This is a genomic window from Jiangella mangrovi (assembly GCF_014204975.1).
Classification (GTDB): domain Bacteria; phylum Actinomycetota; class Actinomycetes; order Jiangellales; family Jiangellaceae; genus Jiangella; species Jiangella mangrovi.
Map to the genome: position 1 here is coordinate 7,116,726 of NZ_JACHMM010000001.1, position 19,443 is coordinate 7,136,168.

The window sequence follows — 19,443 nt, forward strand, 5'->3', positions numbered from 1 at the left end:
TGACTTTTTGGTAGCCAACGGGTGAATGTTTACCTACGCTGTGACACCACGTTCGCGCCTCCGGCGGAGGGAGTCACCGATGCCCGACCACGACGAGGGCCCCGCCCGGCGGAGGCTGCTCCCGCTGCTCGACGGGAATCGCGGCGGTCGCAGCGCCATGACGTGCCGGTACCGCTGCGCCGACGCCTGCGCCCACGAGCCGCCCAACACCAGCGACAACGCCTACTTCGGCGACGTGGTCGAGGCCGCCGTCAGCCGCCGGGGCCTGCTCCGCGGCGGGGCCGCGGCTGCCGCCGTCGTCGTCGGAGGCGGTGCCGCGAGCACCCTGACCGGTGGCACGTTCGCCGCCGCGTCCGAGGACGGCGCCCGGCCGCCCAGTGGGCCCAGGCCGGACCACCCGGACGGCCCCGAGTACGGCCGCCCGGTCGGCTTCCGCCCCGTCGGCGACAACACGATCGACGCCGTCGTCGTCCCCAACGGCTACGACTGGTCGGTGACCATCGCGTGGGGCGAGCCGGTGCTGCGCGGCGCGCCGGAGTTCGACTTCGACGGCCAGACCGCGGCCGCCCAGCGCGAGCAGTTCGGCTACAACTGCGACTTCGTGGCCGTCTACCCGCTGGACCGCCGGTCCGGCCGCGCCCTGCTCTGGGTGAACCACGAGTACACCAACGAGGAGCTGATGTTCCGCGGCTGGACCGGCGCGGCCGGCGCCACCGTCGAGCAGCTGCGCATCGCGATGGCCGCGCACGGCGGGTCGATCGTCGAGATCGAGCGGGTCGGCGACACCGGCGAGTGGCGGCCGGCCGGCGGCGGGCGGCGGCACAACCGGCGCATTCACGCCGGCACCCGGTTCCGGGTCACCGGCCCGGCGGCGGGCAGTGCGCTGCTGCGCACCGGGGCCGACCCGTCCGGCACCGAGGTGCTCGGCATGCTGAACAACTGCGCCGGCGGCACCACGCCGTGGGGCACCGTCCTGACCGGCGAGGAGAACGTCAACCAGTACTTCGGCGCGTCCGCCGACGTCACCGACCCGGTCGTCGCGGCCCGCTACGCCCGCTACGGCATCCGCACCACCGCCGGCACCGAGCGCGCCTGGGAGCGGGCCGACGCGCGCTTCGACGTCGCGCGCGAGCCGAACGAGCCGAACCGCTTCGGCTGGGTCTGCCAGATCGACCCGTACGACCCGCGCTCGACACCGCAGAAGCTCACAGCCCTCGGCCGGTTCAAGCACGAGGGCGCGACGACGGCGCTGACGGCGGACGGCCGGGTCGCCGTCTACATGGGCGACGACGAGCGGTTCGAGTACGTGTACAAGTTCGTGTCGTCGGGGCGGTTCCGCTCCGGCCGGGGTGATCGCGACCGGCGGCACAACCTGGCCCTGCTCGAGGACGGCGACCTCTACGTCGCGCGGTTCACCGGCGACAGCCCGGCCGCTGAGATCGACGGCTCCGGCCGGCTGCCGTCGGACGGCCTGTTCGACGGCACCGGCCAGTGGCTGCCGCTGGTCGTCGACGGCGAGAGCGCGGTCGACGGCATGACGGTCGAGGAGGTGCTGGTGCTCACCCGGCTGGCCGCCGACCGCGCCGGTGCCACCAAGATGGACCGCCCCGAGGACGTCGAGCCGCACCCCGTCACCGGCACCGTGTACATGGCCCTGACCAACAACGACCGCCGCACCCCCGCCCAGGCCGAGGAGGCCAACCCCCGCGCCACCAACCGGTGGGGCCACGTCCTCGCCCTGGACGAGGCCGGCGGCGACGCGGCGGCTGTGACGTTCACCTGGTCGCTCGTGCTGGTCGCCGGCGACCCCGACGACCCGTCGACCTACTACGCCGGCTTCGACAAGTCGCAGGTCAGCATGATCAGCTGCCCCGACAACGTCGCGTTCGACCCGTCCGGCCGGCTCTGGCTCGCCACCGACGGCATGCCCGGTTCCGTCGGCGTCAACGACGGCATGTTCGTCCTGCCCCTCGACGGCGACGACGCCGGCCACCTGCGCCGCTTCGCGTCGGTCCCGGTGGGCGCCGAGTGCTGCGGCCCCTGCATCACGGAGGACGGGCGGACCGCACTGATCGCCGTCCAGCACCCCGGCGAGGAGGACGGCGCCTCCCCCGACGCGCCCGCCTCGACCTTCCCCTACGGCGACCAGCCGCGGCCGTCCGTCGTCACGATCTGGCGGACGAGTCCCACAGGGGGACCGTTCATCGGCGACTGATCCGTCCACCTGAGCCCCGGGGTGGGAGGGGCGGGGCCGGCGTCCCTCGTCCGCGGCGCCGGCCCTGTCCCGCCCGTCCCGTTCGCCGGGGGGTGGAGAGGCTCCCCGTCCCCCTGCTGCCCAGTGTCTTGGCCGCTATCAGGGGGACGGGGAGACCCTGGGCACGCCTCGCCCTCCTTCTGTGCCCGTTTCGTCCCGCTTTGGCAGGTTGCGGACAGCGATGATCATCAACGATCCGCTACATCACCACGATTACCCGAGCCCCAACACGATTGCAGGCGTGTTGAGGCTCGGGTAAGCGTGGTGGGCGGCCCAGAAAACGACCCCGAAATCTCACATCGTGGGATGGTGCGGGCCCGCCGACCGCCCACCCGTCGCCAGACTCCCCCCGTCCCCCAACCCAGCCCCAGCGGTAACCATCAACCCGCGAAGCGGGCACGCCGCGACGCGCCGGTCATGGACGATCACTCTCGGCAAACGTGCTGGTCAGAGGCTTAGCAAAGGCTTGCCTAACTCATACGCCCTTTACCTTCTGTTCGTTCTCAGGTGGTGGCTCCCGCCGACACCGGTTCCTAGGTTCCTACTGAGAACGTGCCGGAGAGTGACGAAGGGACTCCCATGCCCGAAACCGAAGGTGGCCAGCGCCGCCGCCTGCTGCCCATGCTGGGCGGCGTGCACGGCGGCCGCAGCGCCATGACGTGTAAGTACCGCTGCGCCGACGCCTGCTTCCACCCGGTGCCGAACGAGAGCGACAACGAGTACTTCGGCGACATGGTCGAGAAGGCGATGTCGCGTCGTGGTCTGCTGCGCAGTGGCGCGGTCGCCGCGCTGGTCGTGGGCTCGGGCGTCGGTGGCAGCGCCCTTGCCGCCGCGGCCGCGCCGGCTCGCCCGGACGTCACCGCCTCGGGCCCGAAGCCGCCGAACCCGAGCTTCCCGGACCTGCCGGAGCGCGGCCGTCCCGTCGGCTTCCGCTCGGTCGGCGACAACACGCTCGACACCATCGTGGTGCCGAACGGCTACGACTGGTCGGTGACGGTGGCCTGGGGCGACCCGATCCTGCCGGGCGCGCCGGAGTTCGACTTCGACAACCAGACCGAGGCCGCGCAGCTGGGCCAGTTCGGCTACAACTGCGACTTCGTGGCGATCCTCCCGCTGGACCGCGACTTCACCAAGGGCCTGCTCTGGGTGAACCACGAGTACACCAACGAGGAGCTCATGTTCCGCGGCTGGACCGGCGCCGCCGGTATCACCCTGGAGCAGCTGAAGGTCGTCCAGGCCGCGCACGGTGGCTCGGTCGTCGAGCTCGAGCGCGTCGCCGAGACCGGCGAGTGGCTGCCGGTCGGCGGCCGTCGCCGCTACAACCGCCGCATCCACACCAAGACCGAGTTCCTGGTGACGGGCCCGGTGGCCGGCAGCGACCTGCTGAAGACCAGCGCCGACAAGACCGGCAAGAAGATCCTCGGCATGCTGAACAACTGCGCCGGCGGCACCACCCCGTGGGGCACCATCCTCTCGGGCGAGGAGAACTTCAACCAGTACTTCGGCTCCTCGGCGGCCATCACCGACCCCACGGTCGCGGCGCGCTATGCCCGTTACGGCCTGCGCACCACGGCCGGCACCGAGCGCAACTGGGAGAAGGGCGACAAGCGCTTCGACCTCGCGCAGGAGCCGAACGAGCCGAACCGCTTCGGCTGGATCGTCGAGATCGACCCGTTCGACCCGGAGTCGACCCCGCGCAAGCACACCGCGCTGGGCCGCATGAAGCACGAGGGCGCCACCATCTCGATCGCCGAGGACGGCCGCGCCGTGGCCTACATGGGCGACGACGAGCGCTTCGACTACGTGTACAAGTTCATCTCGAAGAACAAGTTCCGCCCGGGCGACAGCAAGCGCGACCGCGACTCGAACCTGCGCCTGCTCGAGGAGGGCGACCTCTACGTCGCCAAGTTCACCGGTGACAGCCCGGCCGCCGAGATCGACGGCACCGGCAAGGTCCCGTCGGACGGCGCCTTCGACGGCACCGGCCAGTGGATCCCGCTCGTGGTGAACGGCCAGAGCAAGGTCCAGGGCATGACGGTCGCCGAGGTCCTCACCTTCACGCGTCTCGCGGGCGACCGCGTCGGCGCCACGAAGATGGACCGTCCCGAGGACGTCGAGCGCAACCCCGTCACCGGCACCATCGTGATCGCGCTGACGAACAACACCTCGCGCAACGCGACGACCGGTGCGGACGAGACCAACCCGCGCTTCGCCAACAAGTGGGGCCACGTCGTCGGCATCGACGAGACCGGCAACGACGCGGCGGCGATGACGTTCACCTGGAACATCATCATGCTCGCGGGTGACCCCAACGACGCGTCGACCTACTACGGCGGCTTCGACAAGACCCAGGTCAGCCACCTGTCCTGCCCGGACAACGTGGCCTTCGACCCGGCCGGCCGGCTGTGGATCTCGACCGACGGCATGCCCAGCGCCAGCGGCATCGCCGACGGCCTGTTCGTCGTGCCGGTCGAGGGCCCCGACAAGGGCCACGTCCGCCGGTTCGCCTCGGTGCCGCGCAACGCCGAGTGCTGCGGCCCGTTCATCACGCCCGACGGCCGCACCGCCACCATCGCGGTGCAGCACCCGGGCGAGGGCGGCACCGCCTCGCCGGAGAACCCGATCTCGACGTTCCCCTACGGCGACCAGCCGCGGCCGTCGGTCGTCACCGTCTGGCGCAAGAGCCCGGGCAACGGCCCGTTCATCGGCGACTGACGCTCACCAGCACGACCTGATCCGCAGGAACCATCCGCAGGCGAGGGGGTCCCGGTGCCAGCCAGGCACCGGGGCCCTTTCGCGTTCCCGGCGGGCTGGGTAGGCTGGGATAACGCTTTCCATCGACGACGGCGGGAGCTTGCGGATGCGTGCTGGGCGGCCGGGATTCCCCGGCGGGACGGCGGTCAGCCACCTCACCGTCTACGACTGGCCGACGCCCGACGGACTGGCCGGCGGCTCGCCGCACCTGCACACGGCGTCGGGCGAGGGCTACGTCGTCGTCGGCGGGCAGGGCCGGCTGCAGACCCTCAGCGCCGCCGGCGTGGGCGAGCACCCGCTCGCGCCGGGCACCGTCCTGTGGTTCACGCCGGGCACGGTGCACCGGCTGGTGAACGACGGCGGCCTCGAGATCGTCGTCGTCATGCAGAACGCCGGGCTGCCCGAGGCCGGCGACGCCGTCTTCACCTTCCCCGACGAGGTCCTGGCCGACCCGCGGCACTACGCCGTCGCGTCCGCCCTCCCCGACGGCGACGAGGACGCCGTCGCCACCGCCGCCCGGCGCCGTCGCGACCTCGCACTCGAGGGGTACGCCGAGCTGCGCGCCGAGGGTCCGGCGGGGCTGGAGCGGCTGCACCAACGTGCCGGCGTGCTGGTGGCCGCGAAGGCCGCGGGCTGGCGGGCGACGTGGGAGCAGGCCGTCCGGGCGGGGGTCGAGGAGACCGACCGGTCGCTGACGGCGCTGGCTCGCGGCGACGCGTCGCACCTGGCCGCCGCGTCGGTGCACGTCGGCGAGCGGCGCGAGCAGACCTACCGGTACGGCATGTGCGGGCGCCTGCGCACCTGGGACGTCGCCGCGCTGTGAGGTTCCGCCGGGTGGTGCGGTGGGCTCCCCGTCCCCCTGGTGCCCAGTCTCTTAGCCGCGTAACCGCGCCTCAAGTCCGACGATTGGCGCTTCGCGCGGAGGGCGGACTTGACCCGCGGTCCCGCGGCCAAGAACCTGGCACCTATCAGGGGGACGGGGAGACCCTGGGCACGCCTCGCCGCTCCCTGCCCGTTTCGTCGGGCTGTGGACAGCGATGATCATCAAGGATCGCGTACATCACCAGGATTACCCGAGCCTCAACACGATTACAGGCCTCGTGATGCACGGGTAAACGTAGTGGGCCGCCCAAGAATCGCCGGCAAATCCCACATCGCGGCCCGTCCCCCCTGATAGCTGCCCGTTCTTGGCCGCGGGGACCCGGGTCAAGTCGAAGCCCCCCAATCACAGCAGCGACCCGACCACAGAGGGCGCCGACTTGAGGCGGGTCCCCGCGGCCAAGAGAATGGGCAGCAGGGGGACGGGGGAACCCAGCGCAACCACACGCACCCAAACGGAACCCTCAGTGAAGCGGAAGATCCCGCGGAACCACCTCGGCCAGCCGGGTCGCGGTGAAGCCGATCAGGTCGCGGGCGGCCGTGAGGTCGACCGGCGCCTCGCGCCCGGCGAAGGTCTGCGTCCGCGGCACGTCCGGGTGGAACGCGGCCAGCAGCTGCTCCGTCGGGTACGGCGTCGAGTTCTCCGGCGCGGCGACGAAGACGGCGTGCGCGCCGGGCCGGCTGGGCCGCAGCGCCAGCTCGGCGGCCCGAGCGGCGTCGCGGGTCTCGAGGTAGAGCCAGAGGTCGGGCGCGGCGTGGCCGGGGTCGGCGGCGATCTTCTCGAGGTACCCGACCAGCCGGTCGTCTCCCACGGCCGAGTCGCCGAAGCCGCCGACCATCGGGAAGCGCAGCGCCACGACGTCCATGCCGTGCCGGCGGTGCATGGCCTGCGCCGTCAGCTCGTCGACCACCTTGGACAGCGAGTACGGGTCGGCGGCGCGGGTGGGCAGCTTCTCGTCCAGCGGCAGGTACTCGGGGTGCGCCGGCTGCTGTGGGCCGTAGCGGTACCCGAGCGCGTTGATGCTGCTGGCGACGACGGCGTGGCGCACGCCCCGCTCGCCCGCGGCGTCGAGGACGGCGAACGTGGCGGCGGTGTTGCCGGCGAAGACGGCGTCGGGCGTGCCGAGCTCGGGCGCGGGGATCGCGGCCATGTGCACGACGGCGTCGGCTCCCTCGAGCGCGGCGACGACGGTGTCGCGGTCGGCAGCACTGCCCACGACGACGCGGTCGGCCGCGAGGTCGCCTGGGTCGTCGAGCACCAGCGCCGTCGTCGCGTACCCCGCTTCGGCGAAGTGCCGGCAGGTGGTCCGGCCGATCAGGCCGGCGGCCCCGGTGATGAGTACTCGCGTCACGAGCGCCGATTCTCTCACCCGGAGTTCAACCGGCATTCAGTGACGATCCGTAGCATCTCGGAAACCCCCCACCATCCCAGGAGGATCCGTGCGACTCCCCCGCCTGTCCGTGCTCCTCGCCGCGGCGCTGCCCGCGGCGGCGCTCACCGCGGCCCTCGCCGTACCAGCCGAAGCCGAACCCGCGGCCGATGAGCCCGAGGTCGTCCTCACCGAGGACTTCTCCGGCGGCGCGGTCCCGGCCGGCTGGAACGCCGTCGAGGGCCAGTGGTCGGTGTCGAACGGCCGCCTGGTCGGCGTCAGCACGTCGGCCAACCAGCTCTCGCGCATCACGTTCGGCCCGCACCTGCGCAACTACCGCGTCGAGGTGACGGCCCGGTTCGAGCAGGTCATCAACGCCGCCCGCTGGACCGCCGTCGGCCTCGACATCGCGCCGAACGGGGCCACGCCGTGGTGGATCGCCACCATGCGCAGCGGCTCGACGGCGTCCAACGGCCTCGAGTTCGCCCAGCGGACGACGTCGGACGCGTGGAACGTCACGAACACCGCCGCCGCGCCGCACGCCGCCGGCACCGGCCGCGACGTCCGCGTCGCCGTCGAGGTGCGGGGCAGCCGGGCCACCTGGATCTTCGACGGCGAGGAGGTCATGCGCACCAGCGCGCTGCAGCGCTCCGAGCAGGGCGTGCTGGGGCTGCTCGCGAACGGCGGCACCGTATCCTTCGACGACGTCGTCGTCACGGAGCTCGAGGAGGAGCCGGTGATCCGTCCGGTCGGCCCGGCCTCGACGCCCGCCGTCGTCGCGCACCGCGGCTACTCGTCCGTCGCGCCCGAGAACACCCTGGCGGCCGTGGAGTCCGCGCTGCGCACCGGCGCCGACTACGTCGAGATCGACGTCGCCAGCAGCGCCGACGGCGTCCCGATCATCCTGCACGACAACACGCTGGACCGGACGACCGACGGCACCGGCGCGCTGCCGTCCGTGACGTCGGACTACATCGAGGGGCTCGACGCCGGCTCCTGGTTCTCGACGGCGTTCGCGGGCCAGCCGGTGCCGACGCTGCTCGACGTGCTCGCGCTGATGAAGGGCCGCGCGCCGGTGCTGCTGCTCGAGGTCAAGGGCCCCGAGACGCGCGCGGAGCTCGAGCTCATCGTCCAGCAGCTGCGCGACGAGGGGCTGGTCGAGCAGACCCTGCTGCAGAGCTTCGACGTCAACGTGCTGCGCGACGTCCGGGCCATCGAGCCGGAGCTGCGCCTCGGCCTGCTGCGCTCCAGCCTCGACGCCGACCCGGTCGCCGTCGCCCGGGACCTCGGCGTCGTCGCCTACAACCCGGCGTGGACGGCGCTGCAGAGCCGCACCGACGTCGTCGAGGACCTGCACGCCGCCGAGATCGCCGTCATGCCGTACACCATCGACGACCCCGCCCAGTGGCAGATCCTGCGCGACCTCGGCGTCGACGGCGTCATCACCAACAAGCCGGGCGAGCTGGTCGGCTGGAACGCGCGGCACGTGCAGACGGTGCCGGACGAGCCCACGGTGGCGTTCGCGGCGCCGGCCGACGGTGCCGAGCTCACCCGCGGCGACGTTCTGGTGCCCGCGGTGACGTCGGAGCGGGCCGAGTCACTGGCCATCACGCTCGACGGCGAGGAGGTCACCGAGGGTGCCGCCGTCGCCGTCGACACCCTGGCCGCCGGCGAGCACACGCTCGAGGTGACCGCGACCGGGGTGAACGGGACGGCGACCGCGTCGGTGACCGTCACGGTCACGCCGTCGGCCGCGGGCCTGGTGCGGCTGGCCACGAGCCCCGACGTGGTCCGGAGCCTGCGCGACCAGCTGCTGCGCGCCATCGACCGGTCCGACTGGATCCGCGTCGCCGCCATCGCCGAGGACGGCGTCGGCGGCCAGCAGCTGCCGGCCGAGCTGGCGGAGCTGATCGCCGCCGACGCCCGCGCGTTGCGGGCGTAGGCGGCGCCGGGGTGGGCGCTGGAGTACCCGCGACCGGGACCCGTGCGGCAGGGGTCCGCGCAACGGGTCAGTCCAGCAGGTGCTCCAGCGCCCGGTCCATGACGGCGGCCCGCTCGGCCGCGGTCTCGATGCCCTCGAGGCCGAACCCGGCGTAGAGCGAGCCCCGGGTCGCCGTGACGGCCGCCTCCGGGAAACCGGCCGCCGTCGACCGCAGGAAGTCGTTCGCGTTCGGCGCGCTGCCGTCGGGCGCGCCGGGCACCTCCCAGCCGCCGAGGTCGGTCTCGAAGGACGTGCTGCCGTCGCCGGTGCTGACGGTGACGTCGTCGACGAACACGCCGAGCCCTTGGACCGCCCAGTCGCTGGCGTAGCTGATCGAGACCTCGACGTCGCCGCCGGCGTAGGCGGACAGGTCGATCTCCCACTGCTGCCAGCCGCCGGAGTTGCCGGACGCGGCGTTCCACTCGCCGGTCGTGCCGGTCGGCTCGCAGGTGTCGCCGTCGACGACCGTCTGGTAGTGCTCGAGCTGCGGGTGCAGGACGTTCCAGCCGGCCGTGCAGCTGCCTTCGGCCGCGATGTCCTGCGTTGTGTGCCCGTTGAGGTCGGGCAGCGTCGTCCAGTCGTCCGTGCCGACCGGCCTCGCCTCGACGAACAGGTGGTCCCAGTCGGGCTCAGTGTCGTACGACGTCCAGAACGAGAGCGTGGCGCCCCCGGCCGGCACGCTGATCGTGTTGGCCAGCCGCTTGAACGAGACGTCGCCGATCTGTGAGTAGACGTAGAAGTCGCCGGTGTGCGGCTCGAACGGCCCGCCCTCGCGATCCCAGCGGCCGGCCACCCAGCTGTCGAACTGCGGGTACCGGTCCGCGGGCAGGATGCCGCTGGTGGTGATCAGCGAGTTGCTGTGATCCTGGTTGCCGTCCGGGTCGAAGCCCCAGGTCAGACCGTTGAACGGGCCGTCGTCGGTGCCCAGGACGTCCAGCAGCTCGCCGTCGTCGCCGGTGCCGCCGTTGTCGACCACGAGGTAGGCGCCGAGCCAGTACTGCAGCACGTCGTTGGTGAGGTCGCCGGAGCCGCCGAGCGGCCGGCACCGGCTCTGGACCGCCGGCGACGACGTGCACTGGGCGTTCGCGGCCGTGGGGTCGTAGAGCTGGTTGCCGACGTTCTGGGTGTACTGGCTGCCGGCGTTCTTGCCGGTCCAGAGGACGCGGCCGCCCTCGTTGAGGAAGTCGCGGACCTCGAGCAGCTGGTCCATGGCCAGCCGCGACGCGTTGCCGGCCGCCCAGCCCGGCTCGCGGGTCACGACGTCGTCGCCGGTGTACCAGACGACGGCGTCGTAGTGCGACAGCACGCCCAGGGCGTCGGGGGCGACCCGGCCGCGCGCGTCGACGTCGTACAGGTCGTAGCCGACGCCGTTCGCCGCCAGCGCTTCCTCGTAGGCGGCGAGGTGGTGCGGCCCGCCGGCCGGCTGGACCGGCGAGGCGCCGGTGTAGTCCTCGGCCGCCAGGATCAGCACGTCGTTCGCCGACTCCTCGACCGCCTGGTAGGTGAAGGAGTCGCTGGTCTCGCCGCCGCCCTCGAACCAGACCTCGACGGAGTCGCCGGGGTCGGTGCCCGTGACCATGCCGCTCATCACGCGGTAGTGCACCGCCGTCGTGCCGCCGTAGCGGTCGCCGCCCTTCCATTCCTGCGTGGGCGCCGTGACGACGGGGCCGCCGTCGATCCGGTACTTCACGGACACCTCGCCGAGGTCGCGCTTGGCGAGCACCCGCACCTCCTGCGGGTCGCCGTAGGAGTAGTCGAAGGTGAAGTCCGCCTGCGGCAGGCCGGCCTTGTAGGTGTCGTCGCTCTGCAGGTAGAACGGCTTCGTCGTGAGGCCGAGGTGCGACACCGGGTCGTCCGGGTCGGCCGCCGACTTCGCCACGTCGAGGGCGAACGGCAGCACCTTCTGGAACTCCGCCTCGATCAGCGCCTCGTCGTCGGGGAAGACGAACCCGCTGCCGGGGACGCCCTCGCCGAGCTCCGGCGTCCAGGCCAGCGTGCCGCGCTGGGCGTGCGCGAAGTCGGTGGTCTCGCCGTTGGTCACGTACAGCACGTCCGAGGACAGGCCGGGCTCCCAGCCGGGGATCGCCGGGGTGTCCCAGTTGCCGGAGAGCGCGAAGTAGATGGGGTCGTCGGCGCTGGGCGTGCCGATCTGCCAGCCCTCGGGATAGATCAGCCACTCGCCGGCGGAGTGCCAGTTGACGTGGAAGGCGAAGTTCACGCGGTCGTAGAGCTCGAGCATGGCCTGCGTCTCGGGCTCCGACGCGGGCTCCGGTCCGCGGTACGTGTCGCTGGAGATCAGCGACGACGAGCCCTCCTCGTCGTAGCCGAAGTGCTCGGGATAGTTGCGGTTCGGGTCGACCCCGTCGAGCGCCGTGGTGACGCCGTCGCCGTCGTTGTCGCGCAGGTTCTTCCGCCACAGCCGCTCGGTGTCGAACGTGTACTGGTAGCCGTCCGGGTTCGCGACCAGCAGGAACCAGTACTCGTTGCGACGGAGCATGCTGCGGACCTCGCGGTCGTTGGCCCGCCAGCGGTCGACCAGGTGGTTCATCAGCCGGCGGTTGACCTCGGTCGAGATCCACTCGCGGGCGTGCTGGGTCGAGCTGTAGAGCACCGCCGGCCGGGTGCCGTCGGCGATGCCGCGCGCGCCCTGGGTGAGCTTGAGCGCGATGATCTCGCGCCCGTTGTACGTCTCGCCGAGGACGACGAGCTTCGCGATCTGCGGGTTGGCCCTGGCGATGGCGTAGAGCTCGTCGCTCAGGCCGCCCTCCTCGTCCCACGACCGCCAGACGGTGTACCCGCCGGCCGCCTGGCGAGCGGCCGACTCGCGCGCGCTGAGGCCGTCGGCGTTCCGCTTCACCCGCACGTCGATGCCGCGGCCGCGCAGCGCCTGCGCCTCCTCGTCGCTGAGGACGAGGTCCAGGCTGACGCCTTCGGCCGTCGGCTCCGCGACGGTGACGTCGAGGCCGTCGGCGCTGATCTCGGCCGCCTCCTGGGCCGTGACGTCGGCGGTGTACTGCTCCAGCTCGTTGCCGTCCTGGGCGCCGGCACCGCTGGTGACCAGCAGAGAGACGCCGAGCCCGAGGGCTGCGGCGGCGGCGAGGAGACGGCGGGAGGGATGACGGCGTGCGGGCATGGTGGACTCCTTCGTCCGCCGGGCGACGGGTGCCGAACGAACTCGAGAGCCGGGGCTGACTGCGGATCAGGCGCCCCCCGGGCCCGCCCGCTCGGGACCGTACAGGGCGAAGGCGATCTTGTGAAGGTGCCGGTCCGGACCGCCCGTGGCGGCGCGCGGCGTCAGGACGGGAGCGGGCGGCGGCCGGCGAAGCCGAGGTCGGCGCGGTGGTACCAGGCCAGCTCGGCGTCGCCTTCGAGCCAGCAGAGCAGCACCTGCTCGCCGTCGAGCACGGAGGGGAAGTCGAGCAGGAGCGGCGCGATGCCCTTGACCTCGACGCCGGCGCCCACGAGGGACGACAGCAGCTCGTCCAGCCGGGCCTGGGCGGCCTTGAGCTCCGGCAGCCCGCCGAGCCGGCTCGGGACGCCGCCCTGGACGGCGGCGCCCAACTCGGCGAGGTCGGCACGGACCTCGATCAGCTCGTCGAGGGCGGGCCGCAGCCGTTCCAGCACGGCGCGCGCCTCGGCGGCGCTGTAGAGGTCGCTCACTCCCCCATTCTCACCGCTGGGGCAGCAGCACCCGCAGGGTGTCGGCCGGGCCGAGGAAGCGGTGGCCGGCGACGCAGAGAACGGCGACGTGCTCGACGGGGCCGGAGGTGCCGGACAGCGTGCCGCGCGGGCTGACGGTCGCGGGCAGGTCGCATTCGGGGCAGTCGTACAGCGTGTCGTCGAGCATCGGGGGCCACTCCTGACGAGGAGACGTGCGATCGCGCCGTCCTCGCCGCGAGCCTTTAGGTAAGGCAATCCTGCCCAAACGCCCAGCTTGATCGCCAGATCCTCGTGAGCGCGGTCACATGTGCGCTCGGTCACACGGGTTCCGCGGAAACCCTTGCGGTGTCAGCTTCCGCCGACTTTGCTGGACCCAGCAAGCGCGCATCGGGACCGGACGCCGTCGGCGCACCCGGTCACGGCACGAGGAGGTGAGCGCGCCCGCGGTCGTCCCCGTTGCGCTCGGGTCGGGCCGGTGGAGCCTGCGCGCCGGTCCCTGGCGTAGGCGGGAGCCCGCATGACCAGAATCACCATGACCGTCGATGGCGTCCGGTACGACGACGACGTCGAGCCACGCACTCTTCTCGTCCAGCATCTGCGCGACAACCTCGGCAAGGTCGGCACCGTCGTCGGGTGCGACACCAGCAACTGCGGCAGCTGCACCGTCCTGCTGTCCGGCCGGAGCGTCAAGAGCTGCTCCGTCCTCGCCGTGCAGGCCGACGGCGCCGACGTCACCACCGTCGAGGGCCTGGCCGGCGCCGACGGCACGCTGCACCCCGTCCAGACCGCGTTCCACGAGCAGCACGGCCTCCAGTGCGGCTACTGCACCCCCGGCATGATCATGGCCGCGGTCGACCTGCTCACCGAGAACGCCGACCCCACGGACGACGAGATCCGCCACGGCCTCGAGGGCAACCTGTGCCGGTGCACGGGCTACCAGAACATCGTCAAGTCCGTCCGCGCGGCCGCCGACGCGATGCGCACCAGCGTGCCGACCACGCCGGAGACCGCCGCCACGACCGAGGGGGTGACGTCGTGACGGTCACCGAGCAGCGCCCGTCCGGCGAGGTCGGCCGCGACCGCCGCCGCAAGGAGGACGCCCGGCTGATCACCGGCCGCACCGCCTGGACCGAGAATCTCACCCTCCCCGGCATGCTGCACCTGGCCATCCTGCGCAGCCCCATGGCGCACGCGCGCATCACCGGCATCGACGCGACGGCGGCCCGTGGCGCTCCCGGGGTGGTCGACGTGTTCACCGGGCCGGACGTCGCCGACCTGCAGGGCAGCATGCCGTGCGTCTGGCCGGTCACCGAGGACACGGTGCTGCCGGCCTATCCCCCGCTGGCGCTGGACGAGGTCCGGCACGCGGGCGAGCCGGTCGCCGTCGTCGCCGCCCGCAGCCGCGAGAGCGCACTCGACGCGCTCGAGCTGATCGAGGTCGACTACGAGCCACTGCCGGTCGTGCTCGACATGGAGGAGGCGCTGGCCGACGGCGCCACCCTGGTGCACGAGGCCAGCGGCACCAACAAGTGCTACACGTGGATCCTCGACTCCGCGGCCGCCGGCACCGGAGCCGACGTCGCGCAGATGGAGGCGGAGGCCGAGGTCGTCGTCAAGCGGCGGTTCATCCAGCAGCGGCTGATCCCCGCGTTCATGGAGCCGCGCAGCACCGTCGTCGACCCCACCGGCGACCAGATCACGATGTGGTCGTCGACCCAGGTGCCGCACATCCTGCGGATCCTGCTGTCGCTGGGCACCGGCACGCCGGAGCACAAGATCCGCGTCATCGCGCCGGACGTCGGCGGCGGCTTCGGCGGCAAGCTCGAGGTCACGCCCGAGGAGTTCATCGCGTTCGCGGCGGCCCGGCGGCTGAACAAGCCGGTGAAGTTCACCGAGTCGCGGTCCGAGGCGATGCTCTCGGCGCACCACGGCCGCGACCAGATCCAGGACATCACCGTCACCGCCCGCCGCGATGGCACCGTCACCGGCATGTCGGCGCACCTGATCGCCAACATGGGCGCCTACCTCGGCATCATCACGCCGGGCATCCCGATCCTCGGCGCGTTCATGTTCGGCGGCATCTACAAGTTCCCCGCCTACCGGTTCGAGTGCACGGGTGTCTTCACGAACACCACGAAGACCGACGCCTACCGCGGCGCCGGCCGGCCCGAGGCGACGTTCGCGCTCGAGCGGATCATGGACGAGCTCGCCGTCGAGCTGGACATGGACCCGCTGGAGCTGCGCCGGCGCAACTGGATCAACAGCGACGAGTTCCCGTTCACGACGTCGGCCGGGCTCACCTACGACTCCGGCGACTACGCGAAGGCCACTGACCGGGCGCTGGAGCTGTTCGGCTACGACGCGCTGCGGCAGGAGCAGCGCGAACGGCGCGACCGGGCCGACTCCGTGCAGCTGGGCATCGGCGTCTCCACCTACACCGAGATGTGCGGCCTGGCGCCGTCGCGGGTGCTGGGCCAGCTGCGCTACGCGGCCGGCGGGTGGGAGTCGGCGTCCGTGCGGATGCTGCCCACCGGCAAGGTCGAGGTCGTCACCGGCACGTCGCCGCACGGCCAGGGGCACGAGACGGCGTGGAGCCAGATCGTCGCCGACCAGCTCGGCGTCGGGTTCGACGACGTCGAGGTGCTGCACGGCGACACCCGCACGTCCCACAAGGGCATGGACACCTACGGGTCGCGCTCGCTGGCCGTCGGCGGCATCGCGCTGGTCAACGCCTGCCGGCGGGTGGTCGAGAAGGCGATGCCAGTGGCGGCGCACCTGCTCGAGGCCGACCCCGCCGACCTCGAGTTCGTCGAGGGCGCGTTCCGGGTGAAAGGCTCGCCGGGCTCGGCGACGAAGACGCTGGCGGACTGTGCGTTCGCGGTGTTCCAGTCGCACGACCTGCCCGACGGCGTGGAGTCGAACCTGGACGCCGACGCCACTTACGACCCGGAGAACTTCTCCTACCCGCACGGCACGCACCTGTGCGCCGTCGAGGTCGACACCGAGACGGGCCGAGTGACGATCCGCTCCTACGTCGCCGTCGACGACATCGGCCGGGTCATCAACCCGATGATCGTGGACGGGCAGGTGCACGGCGGCATCGCCCAGGGCATCGCGCAGGCGCTGTTCGAGGAGGCCGTCTACGACGAGGACGGCAACCTCACGAGCGGCACGTTCGTCGAGTACACGATCCCGAGCGCGGTGGACCTGCCGGAGCTCGTCCTCGACCGTACCGAGACGCCGGCGCCCGGCCACCCGCTCGGGGCCAAGGGCGTCGGCGAGGCCGGCACCATCGCCTCGACGCCCGCCGTCGTGAACGCCGTGGTCGACGCGCTGCGGCCGATGGGTATCGACGACGTGCGCATGCCGTGCACGCCGGAACGGGTGTGGTCGACGATCCAGGCGGCCCGCGCCGCCGCGAACGGCCCCGTCGCGAACGGAGGTGAGTCGCGATGATCCCCGCGGCGTTCGACTACACCAGGGCGGCCTCCGTCGAGGACGCCGTCACCGCGCTGACCGGCGCCGGCGACGACGGCAAGGTGCTGGCCGGCGGGCAGAGCCTGATCCCGATGCTGCGACTGCGGCTGGCGGCGCCGGCGATGCTCGTCGACCTCGGCGGCATCGACGAGCTGCGCGGCATCCGCGACGACGGCGACGCGCTCGTCATCGGGGCCATGACCACGCACGACGAGGTCATGGCCAGCCCGCTGGTGCGCGAGCACGTGCCGCTGGTCGCGCAGGCGGCCGCGACCGTCGCCGACCGGCAGGTCCGCCACCTCGGCACGTTCGGCGGATCGCTCGCGCACGCCGACCCGGCCGGCGACCTGCCCGGCGTCGCGATGGCCATGGACGCGGTGTTCTCGATCGCCGGCCCCTCGGGTCAGCGGGACGTCGCGGCGGCGGACTTCTTCGTCGACTACTTCACGACGGCGCTCGGCCCCGGCGACGTGCTGGTGTCGGTGCGGGTGCCGAAGCTGACGGGGTGGAGCACGCACTACGAGAAGTTCCACCACATGGCGCAGTCGTGGTCGATCGTCGCGGTGGCGGCGGCGGTGCGCCGGTCCAACGGCAGCATCGCCGAGGCCCGCGTCGCCCTGACCAACATGGGCGTCACCCCCGTCCGCGCCCGCGGCGTCGAGGATGCCCTCCTGGGCGCCCCGGCGACGGCGGAAGCGGTCGAGGCCGCGGCGGCGCGGGCCATGGAGGGCGCGTCGCCGCTCACCGACGGCGTCGCGTCGGCGGAGTACCGCACCCACCTGGCCTCCGTCCTCACCAAGCGGGCGGTCATGACGGCGAGCGGCCTGTAGTCGCGGCCCGCGCCGGTGGGCACCAGTTGACCCACCGGCGCGGGAACGGCCGGCTGTCGGCGGGAGCCCCTAGGATCTCGACCCAACCGTCGTCTGGAGGCTCCGCGATGCCCGACAGCGTGTTCTTCGCCCTGACGCTCGCCTCGGCGGTCTCCGCCGGGCTCATGGCCGGCGTCTACTTCGCCTTCTCGAGCATGGTCATGCCGGGGCTGCGCCGCCTGCAGCCGGGCGAGGCCGTGCGGTCCATGAACGCCATCAATGTCGCCGTCATCAACCCGTGGTTCCTCACCGCGTTCGTCGGCTCGGCGCTGCTGTCGCTGGTGTCGGTCGTCTACTCGTTCGCCCGCTGGGGCGAGGAAGAGGCGATCTACCTGCTCATCGGCGGCCTGCTGCTGATCTTCGGCTCCCTCGTCCTGACCGGCGGCTACCACATCCCGCGCAACAACGCGCTGGCGCTGGTCGACCCCGACACGCCCGAGGCGAAGGAGCGCTGGGAGCGCTACGACGCCGAGTGGACGTCGTGGAACCACATCCGGGCGGTCGCCAGCCTCGCCTCGGCCATCCTGCTCGCCGCCGGCCTGGCCGCCGTCGAGTAGGTCCGATCCGTACAAGCGGCGACTCGACCGCCGCTGACACGATGACCACGTGACGTACGCATACCAGGGCACCATGCGCACCAGGCCGGGCCATCGCGACGAGGTCGTCGCCCTCCTGCTGACCGGCACCGACGGGCTGCGCGCGGCCGGCTGCCACCTCTACGCCGTCGGCGTCTCCGAGACCGATCCCGACCTCGTCGTCGTCAGCGAGGTGTGGGCGTCGAAGGAGCACCACGACGCGTCGCTGCGACTGCCGGAGACGAAGGCGGCCATCGCCGCGGCCATGCCGATGCTGACCGGCGAGTTCACCGGCACCGAGGCGCGCATCGAGGGCGGCCTCGGCGTCGACGTGCTCACGGGTGCAGCCGCGCGCCCTTGACGATCTTGTCGACGGCGTTCCTCGGGCCGTGCAGCGCCAGCCCCACGAGGTCGAGGTCGGCCCGCTTCACGGCGCGGACGGCGGCCCGGTTGTCGCGGTCGTTGCCGGTGCCGAACAGCTCGCGCGTGAACACGGCCGGTCGCAGCCCGCGGCCCAGCGCCCGTTCGTGCGCGACCTTCAACGTGGCGCCGTCGCCGGCGAAGACCAGCACCGGCTGGCGGAACATCGGCAGGTAGAGCGTCCCCTCGGCGTCCTCGTACGGCTCGCCGGTCAGCTCCGGGTCGGTCGCGGCCAGGCCGCTGACCAGGAACGCCGTCACGTTCAGCCGTTGCCAGACGGCGAGCTCGTCGTCCAGCAGCACGGCGATCTTGGTGGCGAAGCGGATCTCGTCGGTCACCGGTCCAGCGTGGGCCGGGCGGCGGCCACTCGTCTTGTACGGTGTTAGCGTGCCGCCGCACACCGCGGGCGAGCGGGTCCGCGCCTGGCGCCCCGAGGTACCCGGGCTGGTCGAGGTCTTCCACGCCCGGTTCACCCACCACGCCTACCCGGCGCACACCCACACGGCCTGGACGCTGCTCATCGTCGACGACGGCGCCATCCGGTTCGACCTCGACCGGCACCACCACGGCGCCGCCGGGTCCGCCGTCACGCTGCTGCCGCCGCACGTGCCGCACGACGGCCGGGCCGCGACGCCGGACGGATTCCGCAAGCGGGTGCTCTACCTCGAGCCCGGCGTCCTCGGCGAGGAGCTGATCGGCGCCGCGGTCGACCACCCCACACTGCTCGACCGGCAGCTGCGGCTGCGCGTGCACCAGCTGCACCGGGCGCTGGACCACCCCGCCGACGCGCTGGAGGCGGAGAGCCGGCTGGCGTTCGTCCGCGACCGGATCGTGGCCCGGCTGACCGCGCGCGGAACCACCGCGGGACCGCAGGTGCCGCCGTCGTCACCCGAGCTGGCCGGGCGGCTGCGGGACCTGCTGGACGAGCGGATCGCCGACGGCGTCAGCCTGCGGTCCGCGGCGGCCCGGCTGCACGCCCACCCGACGCACCTGGTCCGCTCGTTCACCGCGGCGTTCGGGCTGCCGCCGCACCGTTACCTCACCGGCCGGCGCGTGGAGCTGGCCCGGCGGCTGCTGCTGGCGGGGCAGCGGCCGGCTGAGGTCGCGACGGCCGCCGGCTTCTACGACCAGGCGCACCTGACCCGGCACTTCACCCGCTACCTCGGTGTCAGCCCCGGCCGCTACGCCAGGTCTTGACTTCGAG

The 19,443-nt window shown here is 72.5% G+C and carries 15 protein-coding genes; 10 read left to right on the forward strand and 5 right to left on the reverse strand.

All coding sequences use genetic code 11. The features are described 5' to 3' along the window. Positions 1 to 79 precede the first annotated feature (79 nt). From HD601_RS32730 to HD601_RS32740, 3 genes are all read left to right on the forward strand, one after another. Entirely contained in the window at positions 80 to 2,215 is a 2,136-nt protein-coding gene (locus HD601_RS32730) for a PhoX family protein (protein WP_184829213.1), read from the forward strand. Between the two features lie 618 nt (positions 2,216 to 2,833). Beyond that, the gene (locus HD601_RS32735) at positions 2,834 to 4,969 is read left to right on the forward strand and encodes a PhoX family protein (RefSeq protein ID WP_184829215.1); all 2,136 of its coding nucleotides are present in this window, start codon (positions 2,834 to 2,836) and stop codon (positions 4,967 to 4,969) included. 145 nt (positions 4,970 to 5,114) lie between these two features. Beyond that, positions 5,115 to 5,831 (forward strand): cupin domain-containing protein, encoded by a 717-nt coding sequence (locus tag HD601_RS32740; protein ID WP_184829217.1) that lies wholly within the window; start codon positions 5,115 to 5,117, stop codon positions 5,829 to 5,831. Between the two features lie 520 nt (positions 5,832 to 6,351). Here HD601_RS32740 and HD601_RS32745 read toward each other — a convergent pair. Further along, a complete protein-coding gene (locus tag HD601_RS32745) occupies positions 6,352 to 7,239 on the reverse strand; it encodes an NAD-dependent epimerase/dehydratase family protein (RefSeq protein ID WP_221441501.1) in 888 nt (295 codons plus the stop codon). An 88-nt stretch (positions 7,240 to 7,327) separates the two neighbouring features. Between HD601_RS32745 and HD601_RS32750 the strand changes: the two genes are divergently transcribed. After that, positions 7,328 to 9,199, forward strand: coding sequence for a glycerophosphodiester phosphodiesterase family protein (locus tag HD601_RS32750; protein WP_221441502.1), 1,872 nt, complete (start codon positions 7,328 to 7,330; stop codon positions 9,197 to 9,199). A 67-nt stretch (positions 9,200 to 9,266) separates the two neighbouring features. Here the strand turns inward: HD601_RS32750 and HD601_RS32755 are convergent, their stop codons facing one another. The 3 genes from HD601_RS32755 to HD601_RS32765 form a co-directional block, all read right to left on the reverse strand. Continuing rightward, positions 9,267 to 12,371 carry a M14 family metallopeptidase gene (locus HD601_RS32755; protein WP_184829222.1) on the reverse strand — a complete coding sequence of 1,035 codons (3,105 nt, stop codon included), beginning with the start codon at positions 12,369 to 12,371 and terminating at the stop codon, positions 9,267 to 9,269. A gap of 161 nt (positions 12,372 to 12,532) precedes the next feature. Beyond that, a complete protein-coding gene (locus HD601_RS32760; RefSeq protein WP_184829224.1) occupies positions 12,533 to 12,898 on the reverse strand; it encodes a DUF2203 family protein in 366 nt (121 codons plus the stop codon). 10 nt (positions 12,899 to 12,908) lie between these two features. Continuing rightward, positions 12,909 to 13,085 (reverse strand): hypothetical protein, encoded by a 177-nt coding sequence (locus HD601_RS32765; RefSeq protein ID WP_184829226.1) that lies wholly within the window; start codon positions 13,083 to 13,085, stop codon positions 12,909 to 12,911. 330 nt (positions 13,086 to 13,415) lie between these two features. Here HD601_RS32765 and HD601_RS32770 point away from each other — a divergent pair, with 330 nt between their 5' ends. The 5 genes from HD601_RS32770 to HD601_RS32790 all read left to right on the forward strand — a co-directional run bounded on the left by HD601_RS32770 (position 13,416) and on the right by HD601_RS32790 (position 18,180). Next, positions 13,416 to 13,937 (forward strand): (2Fe-2S)-binding protein, encoded by a 522-nt coding sequence (locus HD601_RS32770; RefSeq protein WP_184829228.1) that lies wholly within the window; start codon positions 13,416 to 13,418, stop codon positions 13,935 to 13,937. Further along, positions 13,934 to 16,354 carry a molybdopterin cofactor-binding domain-containing protein gene (locus tag HD601_RS32775; protein ID WP_184829230.1) on the forward strand — a complete coding sequence of 807 codons (2,421 nt, stop codon included), beginning with the start codon at positions 13,934 to 13,936 and terminating at the stop codon, positions 16,352 to 16,354. Before HD601_RS32770 ends, HD601_RS32775 begins: the two co-directional genes overlap by 4 nt. Continuing rightward, the gene (locus HD601_RS32780) at positions 16,351 to 17,205 is read left to right on the forward strand and encodes an FAD binding domain-containing protein (RefSeq protein WP_184829232.1); all 855 of its coding nucleotides are present in this window, start codon (positions 16,351 to 16,353) and stop codon (positions 17,203 to 17,205) included. The genes HD601_RS32775 and HD601_RS32780 overlap by 4 nt, the downstream gene beginning before the upstream one ends. A 107-nt stretch (positions 17,206 to 17,312) precedes the next feature. Then, positions 17,313 to 17,801 (forward strand): anthrone oxygenase family protein, encoded by a 489-nt coding sequence (locus HD601_RS32785; protein ID WP_184829234.1) that lies wholly within the window; start codon positions 17,313 to 17,315, stop codon positions 17,799 to 17,801. A 49-nt stretch (positions 17,802 to 17,850) separates the two neighbouring features. Then, positions 17,851 to 18,180, forward strand: coding sequence for an antibiotic biosynthesis monooxygenase (locus tag HD601_RS32790; RefSeq protein ID WP_221441503.1), 330 nt, complete (start codon positions 17,851 to 17,853; stop codon positions 18,178 to 18,180). Here HD601_RS32790 and HD601_RS32795 read toward each other — a convergent pair. Beyond that, the gene (locus tag HD601_RS32795) at positions 18,155 to 18,577 is read right to left on the reverse strand and encodes a DUF2000 family protein (RefSeq protein ID WP_221441504.1); all 423 of its coding nucleotides are present in this window, start codon (positions 18,575 to 18,577) and stop codon (positions 18,155 to 18,157) included. The genes HD601_RS32790 and HD601_RS32795 overlap by 26 nt on opposite strands. 49 nt (positions 18,578 to 18,626) lie before the next feature. Between HD601_RS32795 and HD601_RS32800 the strand changes: the two genes are divergently transcribed. Continuing rightward, positions 18,627 to 19,436 carry an AraC family ligand binding domain-containing protein gene (locus tag HD601_RS32800; RefSeq protein ID WP_184829238.1) on the forward strand — a complete coding sequence of 270 codons (810 nt, stop codon included), beginning with the start codon at positions 18,627 to 18,629 and terminating at the stop codon, positions 19,434 to 19,436. Positions 19,437 to 19,443: the final 7 nt, after the last annotated feature.